Source organism: Solimonas marina, from assembly GCF_012241385.1.
GTDB lineage: Bacteria > Pseudomonadota > Gammaproteobacteria > Nevskiales > Nevskiaceae > Solimonas > Solimonas marina.
This window is the reverse complement of record NZ_JAAVXB010000003.1, coordinates 274,971-289,073: the sequence shown is the minus strand read 5'-3', so window position 1 is coordinate 289,073 and position 14,103 is coordinate 274,971. Positions and strand designations below refer to the sequence as shown.

The window sequence follows — 14,103 nt, the reverse complement described above, 5'->3', positions numbered from 1 at the left end:
TCAGCGGTCCACGTCGGCCATGACGAAGTCGATCGACGCGATGTACGCGATCAGGTCGGCCACCATCTGGCCCTGAATCACACTCGGAATCTGCTGCAGATGCGCAAAGCTCGGCGTACGGATACGCGTGCGATAGCTCATCGTGCTGCCGTCCGAGGTCAGGTAATAGCTGTTGATGCCCTTGGTCGCTTCGACCATCGTCGTCGCCTCGCCGGCCGGGATGACCGGGCCCCACGACACTTGCAGGAAGTGCGTGATGAGGGTTTCGATGTCCTTGAGCGTGCGATCCTTCGGCGGCGGCGTCGACAGCGGATGATCGGCCTTGTACGGGCCCGACGGCATGTTCTCGAGGCACTGCTTGATGATGCGCACCGACTGGCGCATTTCCTCGATACGCAGCATCAGGCGGTCATAGCCGTCGCCCTTGTGACCCACCGGAATTTCGAAATCGAAATTCTCGTAGCCCATGTACGGGCGCGCCTTGCGCAGATCGTAGGCGACGCCGGTGGCACGCAGACCGCCACCGGTCGTGCCCCACTCCAGCGCCTGCGCCGTGTCGTACGCGGCGACGCCGCGCAGACGCGAGACGACCATGCTGTTTTCGGCAGCGGCCTTCTGGTATTCGTCCAGACGCGGCGGCAGATGCTCGACGAATTCCTTGACCAGCCGCTCCCAGCCCTGAGGCAGATCGTGCGCGACACCACCGATGCGGTACCACGCCGGATGCATGCGAAAGCCGGTCACCGCCTCGATCACGTCGTAGGCCTTCTGGCGGTCGACGAACGCATAGAACACCGGCGACATCGCGCCGAGATCCTGCAGGTAGGTGCCGTAGAACAGCAGGTGCGAGGTGATGCGGAAGAACTCCGACATCATGATGCGGATGGTCTGCGCGCGCGGCGGCACGGTGATGCCGGCGAGCTTCTCGACCGTCATCACGTACGGCAGGTTGTTCATCACCCCGCCGAGATAGTCGATGCGATCGGTATACGGGATGTACGAATGCCAGGACTGGCGCTCGCCCATCTTCTCGGCACCGCGATGGTGGTAGCCGATGTCCGGCACGCAGTCGACGATCTCTTCGCCGTCGAGCTGCAGGACGATACGGAACGCGCCGTGTGCGGCCGGATGGTTGGGACCGAAGTTGAGGAACATGTAGTCCTCATCCTCGGTGCCCTTCTTCATGCCCCAGTCTTCGGGCTTGAACAGCAGGGCTTCCTGATCCAGATCCTGGCGCATCTGGTCGAGCACGAACGGATCGAACTCGGTGGCGCGCGCCGGATGTTCCTTGCGCAGCGGATGACCGACCCAGCGCGGCGGCAGCAGGATGCGACGCAGATGCGGGTGGCCGTCAAAGACGATGCCGAACAGATCCCAGACCTCACGCTCGTACCAGTCGGCGTTGGCATAGACCGTCGTCGCCGTCGGCAGGTGCGGGAACTCGCCTTTCAGTGCCACCTTGAGGCGGATATCCGGCGTGCCGGCGCGCGACATGTCGCGGTCGACCGACAGCAACTGGTAGACGACCGTGAAGTCGGCGTCCGGCAGGCCCTGGCGATGCTTGCGCAGGCGCTCGTCGACCGCCGTCAGGTCGTACAGCATCTTGTAGGGCTTGGAGATGCCGCCCTTCAGGTAGCGCAGCACTTCCAGGATGCGCTCGGCGCCGACCCACAGCGTCGGCATGCCGTCACGCGTCGCCTGATAGACGAACGTGGCCTCGCCGAAGCGGGCGTACAGATCACGGACGACCTCGTTGTCGAGGCCAGGAACCGTCATGGGTGCGTCGTCAGCCACGGCAATCAGACCTGATCGGGAGTACGCAGCGTCGTCTGCGCGCTACGCTCGGGGCGCAGCGTCTCGCGGCGCGACGGGAATTCGGCACGGTAGACGCCCTGGTCACCGACCACCCACGACAGCGGCCGGCGCTCCTTGCCGATCGCATCCTGCAGCAGGTTCAGACCCTGCAGGAAGGCTTCGGGACGCGGCGGGCAGCCCGGGATGTAGACGTCCACCGGCAGGAACTTGTCAACGCCCTGCACGACCGAATAGATGTCATACATGCCGCCGGAGTTCGCGCACGACCCCATGCTGATGACCCACTTCGGCTCCAGCATCTGCTCGTACAGGCGCTGCACGACCGGCGCCATCTTCATGAAGCAGGTACCGGCGATGACCATCAGGTCGGCCTGACGCGGCGACGCACGAATGACTTCGGCGCCGAAGCGCGCCACGTCATGGGTCGGCGTGAACGCCGTCGCCATTTCCACGTAGCAGCACGACAGACCAAAGTTATAAGGCCAGATCGAGTTCTTGCGGCCCCAATTGACAGCGCCGTGCATCACATCCTCGAGCTTGCCGAGGAAGATGTTCTTGCTGATCTGCTCTTCGACCGGGTCCCGAACCTTGCTGCGCTGCTCCATCGGGTAGCGCTGCGAGTTCTTGTCGATTCGCGTGACGGTGTATTCCATGGCTGCTTGCTCTGTTGGCTGGCGCCGGCGTTCAGCGCGCGGGCCGGTCGGGTTTGGCTGCCGGCGAGTCCGGCTCCGACGGGGATGACGGCCGGCGGCTCGCCGGCGCCCACTCGAGCGCGCCAATCTTCCACAAATAGACGAGGCTGGCGGCCAGAATGAAGATGAAAATGGAGGCCTCGATGAAACCGGCCCAGCCGGCTTCGCGGACCGAAACGGCCCAGGCATAGAGGAACAGCGCTTCGACGTCGAAGATCACGAAGAACATCGCGACCAGGTAGAACTTGGCCGAAAAGCGCAGGCGGGCGGTTCCCTGGCCAAGGACACCGGACTCGAATTGCTCATCCTTGGCGCGGCCCCAGTCGCGACCACCCAGAATCCACGACAGGCCGAGCATGAGTCCGACGATACCGATGACCGCCACCGTGTAGACGATCAGGGACCACGTGTTCGCTGACCATGCGCTGATTGGCGCCATCGCTAGCCTCGGTTGAGCGTTCCGGAAACGGCGCCGGGGCAGCATTGCCGAGGGGGCGCCGGTAAAAAAGTCGCGGAATTGTATATGACTACACGCAAGATGCCGACCATTCGTGTGCCGAAATAGGCAGTTTGCGCGCCGTTTCCCGTGGTCGCAGCGATGAAGGTTTTGTCATCTTTTACAGGGAACAAGCCCTGATCAGGTATCGCGGGGCCGCGCATTCTCCCCGCGCTTGAGCATCCGACGGACGGTGGCGATGTTGCGCGCCACGCCCGCCGCGGTCTCCGCCGCGTCGAAGCGCGCCAGATGAAAAAGTGCATCGCCCTCATAAACCAGCGGCAGCGCCGTGCGGCCGACCACCACGCCGTGGCTTGCGGCCAGCACCGGCGTCTCGTCGCCACCGAGCGGATCGCCGATGACGCCCAGTGCCTCGCCCTTCAGCACCTGGGCACCCAGCGCCACCTTGGTGCGCAACATGCCGCTGGCTGGCGCCCGCACCCAAGTCGCACTGCGCGCCACCACCGGTTCCGGCATCTGCACCGCGCCACGCCGCACCGGCGGCAGCATCTCGAGCGCCCGCATCACGCTCAGCACGCCGCGCACCCCGGTGCGGATTGCCAGCTCGTCGAGGCGCAGCGCCTCGCCCGCCTCATACAAAATGACGGGAATGCCCTGTTCCGTGGTGTAGGCGCGTAGCGTGCCCGGGGTCGGCGTCGAATTGAGCAACAGCGGCACCCCGAAGGCCTGGGCCAGCGCCAGCATCCGTGGCTGCTGCAGGTCGGCACGGATATGCGGCAAGTTCGGCCGGTGCAGGGCGCCGGTGTGCAGATCGACGCCGTATTGCGAGCGCCCGACGATCTCGGTCAGGAACATCCGCGCCAGGCGCGCCGCCAATGAGCCACGGGCGCTGCCCGGGAAGCTGCGATTGAGGTCGCGCCGATCCGGCAGATAGCGCGACTGATGCAGAAAGGCCAGGGTATTGACGATCGGCACCGCCAGCAGCGTACCGCGCAGCTGGCCCATGTCCGGCTGCAGCAACAAACGGCGAATGATCTCGACCCCATTGATCTCGTCGCCATGCAGCGCCGCACTGACGAACATCGTCGGCCCGGGCTCGCACCCCCGGACGATGTGCACCGGCAGGCTGACCGGGGTACGCGTATATAAGGAGCCGACCGGCAGCTCGATCAGGCGCCGCTCGCCGGCGGCGACGGTCTGGCCGCCGAATTCGAGGGGGGCCTGGGTGGGGCGCTTCATATCAATGACGGATACCGCACCAGCCTCGGCCCGACGTCTGTCTGAGATCGGCGCGACATTGAGTCACCCCTCGCCGAGGGCCAAACGCTCCATGGCCGGGCGTGATGGGCCACGCGAAGTGCCACCGGCACTTCGCAAGCGTGACGGCTGATATAGCGGGAACAGGGATGCCATCCCTGGCGCAACCTTGTTTGGATAGCTAACCCCGGCCCGGCGTTTGGCATAACTCGGCGCGACATCGAGTCGCCCCTCGCCGGGGGCCAAACGCTCCATGGCCGGGCGTGATTGGCCGCATGAAATGCCACTGGCATTTCGCAAGCGCGACGGCTGATATAGCGGAAACAGGGATGCCATCCCTGGCGCAACCTTGTTTGGATAGCTAACCCCGGCCCGGCCATCCATGGCCGGGCGTGATTGGCCACGCGAAGTGCCACCGGCACTTCGCAAGCGTGGCCAATCACCCCTTACCCCGCGTTTTGGTTTTGCCGGGTTTGGCGGTGCGTTCGATGAATTCGATGATGCGGGTGGCGATGTCGATACCGGAGGCGGCTTCGATGCCTTCGAGGCCGGGCGAGGAGTTGACCTCCATCACCATCGGTCCCGACGCCGAGCGCAGCAGATCGACGCCGGCGACGTTGAGGCCCAGGGTCTTGGCGGCGCGCAGCGCAGTGCGGCGCTCGACCGGTGTCAGCTCGACCGGCTGGGCGCTACCTCCACGATGCAGGTTGGAGCGAAACTCTCCGCTCTTGGCGGTGCGCTGCATCGCGGCCACCACTTCGTCGCCCACCACCAGGCAGCGCACGTCGCGACCCTGCGCCTCACCGACGAACTCCTGAACCAGAAAGTAAGCGTCGAGCCCCCGGAACGCTTCGATCACCGACGATGCTGCGGTCTGTGTCTCGGCCAGCACGACCCCAGCACCCTGCGTCCCTTCGACCAGCTTGATCACCATCGGCGCGCCGCCGACCAGCTGCATGACGCCGCGGGTGTCGTCCGGCGAATGGGCGAACGCCGTCCGTGGCAGGCCGACGCCCTCGCGCGCCAACAGCTGCAGAGCCCGCAGCTTGTCGCGGGCACGGGTGATCGCCACCGACTCGTTGACCGTGTAGACGCCCTGCATCTCGAACTGGCGAACCACGGCCGTACCGTAGAACGTCACCGACGCGCCGATGCGCGGAATCACCGCATCGTAAGGACCGAGTCGCTTGTCGCCGTACCAGATCTCCGGTTTGCCGGGCTGGATGTTCATATAACAGCGCAGGACGTCGATCACCCGCACCTTGTGGCCGCGCGCCTGCGCCGCCTCGACCAGGCGCCGCGTCGAATACAGGCGCCGGTTGCGTGACAGCAGCGCGATTCTCATGCGGCCTCCACGATGCGGCGCACGCGCTGCAGATAACTGGCCTGCGGATCGACGACGTAGCGACCCGCGATCGCGGTCCGCCCCAACAGCATGCGGAAGCGCAGCGAATCGCGCGCCGATAGCGAAATTTCGATATCCCACTGTGCATCGCCGAGCACGACGGCGGTACGGATGAACGGACGCAACTCCCGATGCCCGCCGGAGTCGGTCACCCAACGCCGATCGATCACCTCGGCCTCGCACCAGTACACCGTCTCGTCACCACGCCGTGGCCGCAGCGCGAAACGCACCCGGCCATCACCGCTGTCCTCGATCGACGAGGCATGCAGCGCCGACGAACGGGCGCCGGTATCGACCTTGGTCTTGACTCTCGGCACACCCAGCGCCGGCAGCGCGAGCCACTCGCGCCAACCAAGCATCGGCAGACCTGCATCACCTTGCCTCACCCGACACCCCGCGGCCGTCGCGGCGAATGCGCCGCGTTCTGACAACAGCATAGCGGTGCGCCGACGCAACGGCGCGTCCGGCCGCCTATACTGCCGGCACCCGACCCGAGCCACTCCGCGAGGAACCCGATGGCCGCGATGAAGTTCAACTCGTTCGCCGACTTCTACCCGTTCTACCTGTCCGAGCACAGCAACGCGACGGCGCGTCGCCTGCATTTCATCGGCAGCTCGCTGGCGCTGGCCTGCCTGTTTTATGGCGTGTTCAAACTCATGTGGTGGTACTTCGCTGCCGCCCTGATCGCCGGCTACGGCTTCGCCTGGATCGGCCATCTGTTTTTCGAACGCAACCGGCCGGCAACGTTCTCACACCCGATCTATTCGTTCATGGGCGACTGGGTGATGTGGTGGCAGACGCTGACCGGCAAGCGCCCGTTCTGAGCGGCACGAACGACGACAGCGCCGCACTCCTGCAAACGCTGGCCGACGGCAGCCTGCCGCCGGCGCGGTTCACGCACGCACAACACCTCAAAGCGGGCTGGGCCTGCCTGCGTGATGCCGCCTGCGCTGGCGACGCGGAAACCCGCTTCTGCACCTTGCTTCAAACCTATGTGCGCCACATCGGCGCGCAGGCCAAGTATCACCACACCCTCAGCGTCGCCTTGCTGCGCTTGATCGAAGCACGACGCCGGCAGATGCCGGCCGCAGACTGGGCCTCGTTCGTCGCCGCCTTCCCCGAGTTGCAGCGCGACGCCCTGGGCCTGCTGCACCGCCACTATTCGCCGGCGCGGCTCGACACGGCAGATGCGCGTGCACACTTCGTCGCTCCGGACCGCGAAGCGCTGCCCGGCACCGGCTGAACATTTTTTCGCCGCCGCGTCCACTTCGGCGTAAAATCCGCGCCCCTTGATCCTCGATGCACGCGCGCATCACATGAGCGACTCACATCACAGCTTCGATGTCATCGTCATCGGTGGCGGCCACGCCGGGCGCCCCGGGGCGGTCGCGGGCTGCCTCGGATGGCAGGCCGCGACGGGGCGCGACGGCGCCAGGGACGGCGCCGGCCGGGTTTCGCGTCGAGGCCAGGAGGGCCAAGCCGACGAAACTTCGGCGCCGGTCGCAGCCGGAGCACACATCCGATGAGTGACGCACTGCACCGCTTCGATGTCATCGTCATTGGCGGCGGCCACGCTGGGCGCCCCGGGGCAGTCGCGGGCTGCCTCGGATGGCAGGCTGCGCCGGGGCGCGACGGCGCCAGGGACGGCGCCGGCCGGGTTTCGCGTCGAGGCCAGGAAGGCCGAGCCGACGAAACTTCGGTGCCGGTCGCAGCCGGAGCACGCATCCGATGAGTGACGCACTGCACCACTTCGATGTCATCGTCATTGGCGGCGGCCACGCCGGCACCGAAGCCGCCCTGGCCCCCGCGCGCATGGGCTGCCGCACGCTGCTCGTCACCCAGTCGATCGAGACGCTCGGGCAGATGTCGTGCAACCCGGCAATCGGCGGCATCGGCAAGGGCCATCTGGTCAAGGAGATCGACGCGCTGGGCGGCATCATGGCGCGCGCCGCCGATCGCGCCGGCATTCAATTCCGTACCCTGAACGCCTCAAAGGGGCCGGCAGTCCGCGCGACCCGCGCGCAGGCCGATCGCATGCTCTACAAGTGGGCGGTGCGCGAGGCGCTGGAGAACCAGCCGAACCTGACGCTGTTCCAGCAGGAAGTCGAAGACCTGATCGTCGAGGCTGGCGTCGTGCGCGGCGTCGTCACCAAGCTCGGGCTGCGTTTCTACGCGCCAGCGGTGGTGTTGACCACCGGTACGTTTCTCGGCGGCCGCATTCATGTCGGCCTCGACAGCCATCAGGGCGGCCGCGCCGGCGACGCGCCGAGCATCGCACTGGCCGCTCGTCTGCGCGAGCTGCACCCGCGCGTCGGCCGCCTGAAGACCGGCACGCCGCCGCGCCTCGACGGCCGTACGATTGACTGGAGCCTGCTGACGCCGCAGCCGGGCGACGAGCCACGGCCGGTGTTCTCGTTCATCGGCTCGCGCGACGAGCACCCGCGCCAGCTTCCCTGTCACCTGACGCACACCAATGCCGAAACGCACGAGATCATCCGCAGCGGTCTCGACCGCTCGCCGATGTTCACCGGCGTCATCGAGGGCGTCGGCCCGCGTTACTGCCCGAGCGTCGAAGACAAGATTCACCGCTTCGCCGGCAAGGACAGCCATCAGATCTTTCTCGAACCGGAAGGCCTGAACACGCGCGAGATCTACCCGAACGGCATTTCGACCTCGCTGCCATACGACGTGCAAGAACGCTTCGTGCGGACGATCAAGGGCCTCGAGCAGGTGCGCATCACGCGCCCCGGCTATGCGATCGAATACGACTATTTCGATCCGCGCGACCTGAAGCGCTCTCTGGAAACCAAGGTCATCGCCGGTCTGTATTTCGCCGGCCAGATCAACGGCACCACCGGCTACGAGGAAGCGGCCGCGCAAGGTCTGCTCGCCGGCCTCAACGCCGCCTTGCAGGCCCAGGGCCGCGAGCCATGGACGCCGCTGCGTCACGAAGCCTACATCGGCGTATTGGTCGACGACCTGATCACGCGCGGCACCAACGAGCCGTACCGCATGTTCACGTCGCGCGCCGAGCATCGCTTGCTGCTGCGCGAGGACAATGCCGATCTGCGCCTGACGCCGCGCGGCCGCGAACTGGGGCTGGTCGACTACGAGCGCTGGACGGCATTCGCGCGCAAACGCGACGCCGTCGATGCCGAGCGTGCGCGCCTCGATGCACTGTGGCTGAAACCAGCGCAGCTCGCGCAGGCGGAGATGGTTGCGCGCTTTGGTCCGGCCCGCGCCGACAGCGGCGCCTCGGCCAGTGACCTGCTGCGCCGCCCTGAAGCGGATTACACGACGCTGCAAAGCTTGGGGCTCGCTCCTGCCGATATCGAGGCGCAGGTCGCCGAGCAGGTCGAGGTTCAGATTAAGTACGCCGGCTACATCGAGCGCCAGCAGTTCGAGATTGCCCGCGCCCAGCGCTATGAGGACGCGCCGCTGCCGGCCGATCTCGACTACGGCAGCGTCGTCGGCCTGTCGAGCGAGGTGCGGCTCAAGCTCGGCCAGCACCGCCCGGAAACGGTGGCACAAGCCGGCCGCATTTCCGGCGTGACGCCGGCGGCGGTTTCGCTGCTGCTGGTACACCTGAAGAAGATCGGGCAGCTGCGACGCAGCGCCTGACCAAAGTCCCGCGTTCGGTTCATCTTCAATTCAGAACTTGCGCGTATTCTCAGCATCAAGAACGGTCCCCCAAGTCCTGCATCCCCCCAGCAGGACGCCCCGAAGGGCTCTCTCACCCCCCCCCGAGAGAGCCCTTTTTTATTTGCAGGATGCACGGTCGCGACCAGCCGCCCATGCGATGATGCCCCCGCCGCCCCGCCACCCGACCCACCGGAACTCTGCGAGCGCGGCAGCGCACAAGAAAACATCTGTTTCACGCGAAGGAGAAGTCTGATGAACCACCGTATCCATATTCTGGCCGTGGCCGCTGCACTGGGCATGAGCGCGCCAGCATTCGCCGCCGGTGTCGAAGCCGGCGTCAAGGCCGACGTGCAGACCCCGCCGGCCCACGTCGAGACCCAGGCCGAAGCAAACGCCGATGCAAAAGCGTCGATGCAGGACATGCACGACTCGATGCAGGGCATGAAATCACACGGTGAAATGGCCGGCCACAGCATGGCGGCCGATGCCAAGGTCGATGCGAAAGCGGGCGCCCATGCGTCCAAGGAAGCTGCGGTCAAGGCAGGGACCAAGGTCAAGTCCGGCGCCGAAGCGACGGGCGAGAAGGTCAGCGACGGCGCCAAGGCCGCCGGCCACAAGACCAAGAAGGTAACGAAGTCTGCCGTGGGCGCGACCGGCTCGGCGCTGGGCTCGCTCGGTGGCGCGGTGGGCGGTGCAGTCCATGACACGACAAACACCGCCGCCGGCGTGCATGTCGACGCCGACGTCAAGGCCGACGCGCAGAAGCACTGAGCCAATCTACAGCGCGGCCGTCACCGGCCGATCGATCAGGCCCTCCGCTTGCGGGGGGCCTTTTCGTTGAGGGGCTATTGATCGCCGCGCGTCACGCCGCGGCAGCGTTCAGCAGCAGTGGCTGATCGCGCGCAATACGTCGGAACGGGAAATCTGCCCGATCAGCTTGCCACCCTCGACGACCGGGTAGCGGCGGAACTGGGAGTTACTGACGAACATACCGGCCAGGTGCGCCAGGCTGACATCGGCCGTCACGGTCTGCAGGCTGGTGCTCATGTACTGGCTGACCGGACCGGCGACACAAGTATCCTGCGCAGCGACCAGCGCCACACTCAGACAATCGCGCTCGGACAGCATGCCGACGAGCGCACCGGAGACGTCGACCACGGGCGCGCCGGAGAACCCGCTCTTGACGAGCTGGTGCACGGCATTCATGACTTCCATTTCGGGCGTGAACGTCATGAGCTTGGTGCTCATGTAGTCGCGGACACAGACCTTTTCCAGCATCGACATTGCCGCTCTCCTCGATCGCCGTGCATCTGGTGTGCACCGGTATCTGATGGACTGACGATAGCGTCTGCGTCAACCGCACTCAAGCGTCCGCCGACAATGTCAGCGTCGCTCGCGGGCCAATATCGCGTGCAGTTGGTGGCCACGGTCGCGCAGCCAGCGCTTGTGCTGCTCGTAATCCGCCATCTGCCGTTCGACCAGTGACCAGAAGCGCGGCGAGTGATCCATGTGCACGAGGTGGCAAAGCTCATGGACGACGACGTAGCGGAACACCTCCGGCGGCGCCATCACCAGTCGCCACGACAGACAGATGGTGCCGCCCGGATTGCAGCTGCCCCACTGCGTCTGCGCGTCGTTGATGCGCAGCTCGCGATAGCGCACGCCAAGCGGCGGCGCCTCACGCTGCAGATAGGTTTGCGCGTCGAGCCGCGCCTGGCGGACCAACGCCTGGCGCAGCGCCGCATCGAGGCGCGCAGGCTGCTGGATGACGGCCGACGGCGCCAAAACGACGACACGCTGCGACTCCACCCGCACCGCCGGGCTGCGCAGCCGAGCCGCCTCGGCCTTCAGTGCGTATGACTCGCCACGCAGGCTGATACGGTCATCGCCGTCCCAGCGCAGCCGGGCCGGCAACGGATAGGCCGATGCCTGCTGCGCCAACTCGGCCAGCTTCTCTCGTATCCATGCCTCGCGCGCGCGCAGGAACGCATGCGCCTCGGCGCGCCCGACCCAGCGCGGATAAACCAGCGTGACGCCGCGATCGGGGCGCACCTCGATGCGGATGTTGCGCGCCTTGGCACTGACCCGCTCGGTCAGCGCGTAGTCGTCGCGGAATAATTCGATCTGATCGTCCATGCCTCAAAACTGTGCATCAACGCATCGGGGATGCATGGAACCTGCCAGATCGCCGCATTGTGACGAACATGCGACGATTTTTTGTCCGCCGGGCATGAAAGCTGCGCCACAGCGAGCTTTCCGCATCCCCGTCCAAAATGTATCCACAGGCTTGTCCCCGCAGCTTGGGTATAACTCGCGGCTTATTCACCGGGCGACGTAGCCGATCTTGGCGAGCACGCCGTCGAGTTCGTCGAGCGAATGAAATTTGACGCGCAGCTCGCCCTTGCCCGTCTTGTCGGCCGTGACGACGACCGGACAGGCGAGATGGTCGGACAGCTCGCGCTCCAGCACCTGCCAGTCGCTGGGCTTGCCGGGCCGGAACACCACCAGGCGATCGCGTGACGCGGCGATGCGCTGCTCGAGGCCACGGACCGTGAGCTTGTGGCGGATGATCTCGTCGGCCCAGCCCAACTGGTCTTTCAGCGGCACGCCGGCCAGCACCTTGGCGTGGCCGAGCATGATGTGGCCTTCATTGACGAGCCGCGCGACGTCCGGCGCCAGATTGAGCAGGCGCAGGTAGTTGGTAACGTATTCGCGCGACTTGCCGATACGCTCGCCGATCTGCGCATGCTTGAGCTCAAACAGCTCGCCGAGGCGCTTGAGCCCGGCGGCGGTCTCCATCGGCGTCAGCGATTCGCGCTGCAGGTTTTCGATCAGGCCGACGACGAAGGCTTCGGACTCGGTCAGGTCGTCGCGGATCAGCGCCGGCATCTCGTGCAATCCAGCCTGCTGCGCGGCACGCCAGCGACGCTCGCCGGCCAGCAGTTCGTAGCCCCACACCCGGGTGCGCAGGACAATGGGTTGCACGACACCGGATTCGCGAATGCTGTCGGCGAGTTCGCGCAGCGCGTCCGCATCGAAGTGTCGCCGCGCCTGCTGGCTGCCGGGGCGGATCAGGTCGATCGGGACCACGCGCACTTCGTTCGAGGGGGGCTTGCGGCTCATGTGCATATTTTAGGCGCGCACCGTCATCGCCGCTGCGCGGCGAACCGCATCGTCACATGGGATAATGGCCGGCGACCCTATCAGCGACAGCGGAACAGAACATGGAAGAGCACTATCGCGCGATCATCGAGTCGATCGGCGAGAACCCCCAGCGCGAAGGGCTGCTGCGCACGCCGCTGCGCGCCGCCAAGGCGATGGAATTCCTGACGCAGGGCTACGAACAGGACGTCGACGAAATCGTCAACGGCGCGGTCTTCGAATCGTCGAACGACGAAATGGTCATCGTCCGCGACATCGAGCTTTACTCGCTGTGTGAGCACCACCTGCTGCCGTTCATCGGCAAGGCACACGTCGCCTACCTGCCGTCCGGCAAGGTCATCGGCCTGTCGAAGATTCCGCGCATCGTCGACATGTTCGCGCGCCGCCTGCAGATCCAGGAAAACCTGACGCAGCAGATCGGCACCTGCATCCAGACCGTGACCGAGGCACACGGCGTCGGCGTGGTCATCGAAGCGCAGCATTTGTGCGCGATGATGCGCGGCGTCCAGAAGCAGAACTCGACGATGGTCACATCGGTCATGCTCGGCCGCTTCCGCGAGGATCATCGTACCCGCGAGGAGTTCCTGAGCCTGACGCGTCGCGGGTAAGCCGGATTTCCTATAATCTGGACCCGTGGCCGTCCGGCCAGTTGCAGCGGCGATCGGGCCGCGGAGTCCTGATGATGTCTGTTGTCGCCACCAGCATGTCGTTCGAGAACACTGACAAGGTTGAAGTCCTCGTGTCGATCGAGGATGCCGTCGCGCAGCAGATGGCGCTGCACGTCGAAAAGCGCCGCCTCTGGTTCCCCAACGATCTGATGCCGGCCGACGCCGAGCTCGACGCTGCACATGACGGCGAGCTGGCGCGCATCCGCGAAGCTGCGCGGGGCCTGCCGGATACCGCCCGTGTCGCCATCGCCCTGAACCTGCTGACCGAAGAAGGCCTGCCGCATTTTCACCGCCTGATCGCCTCGCACCTGAGCAACAGTGGCCCGTGGCGCGACTGGAACAATCTGTGGACGGCCGAGGAAGATCGCCACGGCTGCGCCCTGCGCGACTATGTGCGCGACGCACGCCTGTTCGACATGGGCGCACTCGAAAAACTGCAGTATCGCTATATCGAGGCCGGCTTCAATCCGGAGTGGGAAGAAGACCCGTACCGCCTGCTCGCCTACACCTCGCTGCAGGAAAAGGCCACGCAGTTCTCGCATGCCAACACCGGGCGCCTGTGCGCGCCGATCGAAGCGATGGGCCAGCGCGTGCTCGCGCATCTGGCCGGCGACGAATCGCGCCACTACCAGTTCTACCGTGCCGTGTTCGGCGCCGTTCTCGCCCAGGACCCGAACCGGGCTCTGGTGTCGCTGCTGAAGGTCGCGCTGAATTTCGCGATGCCGGGGCATGCGATCGGTGGCTATGACGACATGAGCGAAGTCGTGCGCCGCGCCGGCATCTTCTGCGCCCGCCAATACCAGGAAATCGTCGAGGAACTGCTCGCGTACTGGAAGATCGGCTCGCTGACTGGCCTGTCGACGATCGGCCAGCAGGCTCAGGAAAAACTGATGAAGATTCCGGCCCGCTTGGCGCGCATGGCCGACTTCCAGGACGCCAAGTCCACGGTTCGTGACTTCGGCTTCGACTTCATCTACGGCCGTAGCGTGCGCATCTGAGCCCCGC

The 14,103-nt window shown here is 65.8% G+C and carries 15 protein-coding genes; 6 read left to right on the top strand and 9 right to left on the bottom strand.

Annotation, left to right across the window (positions count from 1 at the left end; all coding sequences use genetic code 11):
• The 6 genes from nuoC to G7Y82_RS07555 form a co-directional block, all read right to left on the bottom strand.
• A complete protein-coding gene (gene nuoC, locus G7Y82_RS07580; RefSeq protein WP_168147421.1) occupies positions 1-1,776 on the bottom strand; it encodes an NADH-quinone oxidoreductase subunit C/D in 1,776 nt (591 codons plus the stop codon).
• A 23-nt stretch (positions 1,777-1,799) separates the two neighbouring features.
• Positions 1,800-2,468: a NuoB/complex I 20 kDa subunit family protein gene (locus tag G7Y82_RS07575; protein WP_168147420.1), complete on the bottom strand. Its 669-nt coding sequence runs from the start codon at positions 2,466-2,468 to the stop codon at positions 1,800-1,802.
• A gap of 31 nt (positions 2,469-2,499) precedes the next feature.
• Positions 2,500-2,865, bottom strand: a complete 366-nt coding sequence (gene ndhC / locus G7Y82_RS07570; RefSeq protein WP_436286665.1) for an NADH-quinone oxidoreductase subunit A — start codon at positions 2,863-2,865, stop codon at positions 2,500-2,502.
• Between the two features lie 279 nt (positions 2,866-3,144).
• Positions 3,145-4,203 carry a succinylglutamate desuccinylase/aspartoacylase family protein gene (locus G7Y82_RS07565; RefSeq protein WP_168147418.1) on the bottom strand — a complete coding sequence of 353 codons (1,059 nt, stop codon included), beginning with the start codon at positions 4,201-4,203 and terminating at the stop codon, positions 3,145-3,147.
• A 457-nt stretch (positions 4,204-4,660) separates the two neighbouring features.
• On the bottom strand, positions 4,661-5,566 hold the full coding sequence (gene rimK / locus G7Y82_RS07560) for a 30S ribosomal protein S6--L-glutamate ligase (protein WP_168147417.1): 906 nt from the start codon (positions 5,564-5,566) through the stop codon (positions 4,661-4,663).
• The gene (locus G7Y82_RS07555) at positions 5,563-6,081 is read right to left on the bottom strand and encodes an ATP-dependent zinc protease family protein (protein WP_240954133.1); all 519 of its coding nucleotides are present in this window, start codon (positions 6,079-6,081) and stop codon (positions 5,563-5,565) included. Before G7Y82_RS07555 ends, rimK begins: the two co-directional genes overlap by 4 nt.
• Before the next feature lie 60 nt (positions 6,082-6,141).
• Here G7Y82_RS07555 and G7Y82_RS07550 point away from each other — a divergent pair, with 60 nt between their 5' ends.
• The 4 genes from G7Y82_RS07550 to G7Y82_RS07535 all read left to right on the top strand — a co-directional run bounded on the left by G7Y82_RS07550 (position 6,142) and on the right by G7Y82_RS07535 (position 10,039).
• Positions 6,142-6,450 (top strand): Mpo1-like protein, encoded by a 309-nt coding sequence (locus G7Y82_RS07550; protein ID WP_168147416.1) that lies wholly within the window; start codon positions 6,142-6,144, stop codon positions 6,448-6,450.
• A complete protein-coding gene (locus G7Y82_RS07545; RefSeq protein ID WP_168147415.1) occupies positions 6,417-6,869 on the top strand; it encodes a hypothetical protein in 453 nt (150 codons plus the stop codon). The genes G7Y82_RS07550 and G7Y82_RS07545 overlap by 34 nt, the downstream gene beginning before the upstream one ends.
• 485 nt (positions 6,870-7,354) lie before the next feature.
• Entirely contained in the window at positions 7,355-9,247 is a 1,893-nt protein-coding gene (gene mnmG, locus G7Y82_RS07540; protein WP_168147414.1) for a tRNA uridine-5-carboxymethylaminomethyl(34) synthesis enzyme MnmG, read from the top strand.
• Positions 9,248-9,520: 273 nt separating this feature from the next.
• Positions 9,521-10,039 (top strand): hypothetical protein, encoded by a 519-nt coding sequence (locus G7Y82_RS07535; protein ID WP_168147413.1) that lies wholly within the window; start codon positions 9,521-9,523, stop codon positions 10,037-10,039.
• Between the two features lie 108 nt (positions 10,040-10,147).
• Here G7Y82_RS07535 and G7Y82_RS07530 read toward each other — a convergent pair whose 3' ends face one another.
• The 3 genes from G7Y82_RS07530 to G7Y82_RS07520 all read right to left on the bottom strand — a co-directional run bounded on the left by G7Y82_RS07530 (position 10,148) and on the right by G7Y82_RS07520 (position 12,391).
• The gene (locus tag G7Y82_RS07530; RefSeq protein ID WP_168147412.1) at positions 10,148-10,552 is read right to left on the bottom strand and encodes a CBS domain-containing protein; all 405 of its coding nucleotides are present in this window, start codon (positions 10,550-10,552) and stop codon (positions 10,148-10,150) included.
• Positions 10,553-10,651: 99 nt separating this feature from the next.
• Entirely contained in the window at positions 10,652-11,404 is a 753-nt protein-coding gene (locus tag G7Y82_RS07525; RefSeq protein ID WP_168147411.1) for a M48 family metallopeptidase, read from the bottom strand.
• A gap of 186 nt (positions 11,405-11,590) precedes the next feature.
• A complete protein-coding gene (locus G7Y82_RS07520; protein WP_168147410.1) occupies positions 11,591-12,391 on the bottom strand; it encodes a ParB/RepB/Spo0J family partition protein in 801 nt (266 codons plus the stop codon).
• Positions 12,392-12,492: 101 nt separating this feature from the next.
• Between G7Y82_RS07520 and folE the strand changes: the two genes are divergently transcribed.
• Complete coding sequence (folE, locus tag G7Y82_RS07515; RefSeq protein ID WP_168147409.1) at positions 12,493-13,038, top strand: GTP cyclohydrolase I FolE; 546 nt, start codon at positions 12,493-12,495, stop codon at positions 13,036-13,038.
• A gap of 71 nt (positions 13,039-13,109) precedes the next feature.
• The gene (locus tag G7Y82_RS07510; RefSeq protein ID WP_240954132.1) at positions 13,110-14,096 is read left to right on the top strand and encodes an acyl-ACP desaturase; all 987 of its coding nucleotides are present in this window, start codon (positions 13,110-13,112) and stop codon (positions 14,094-14,096) included.
• Positions 14,097-14,103 lie beyond the last annotated feature (7 nt).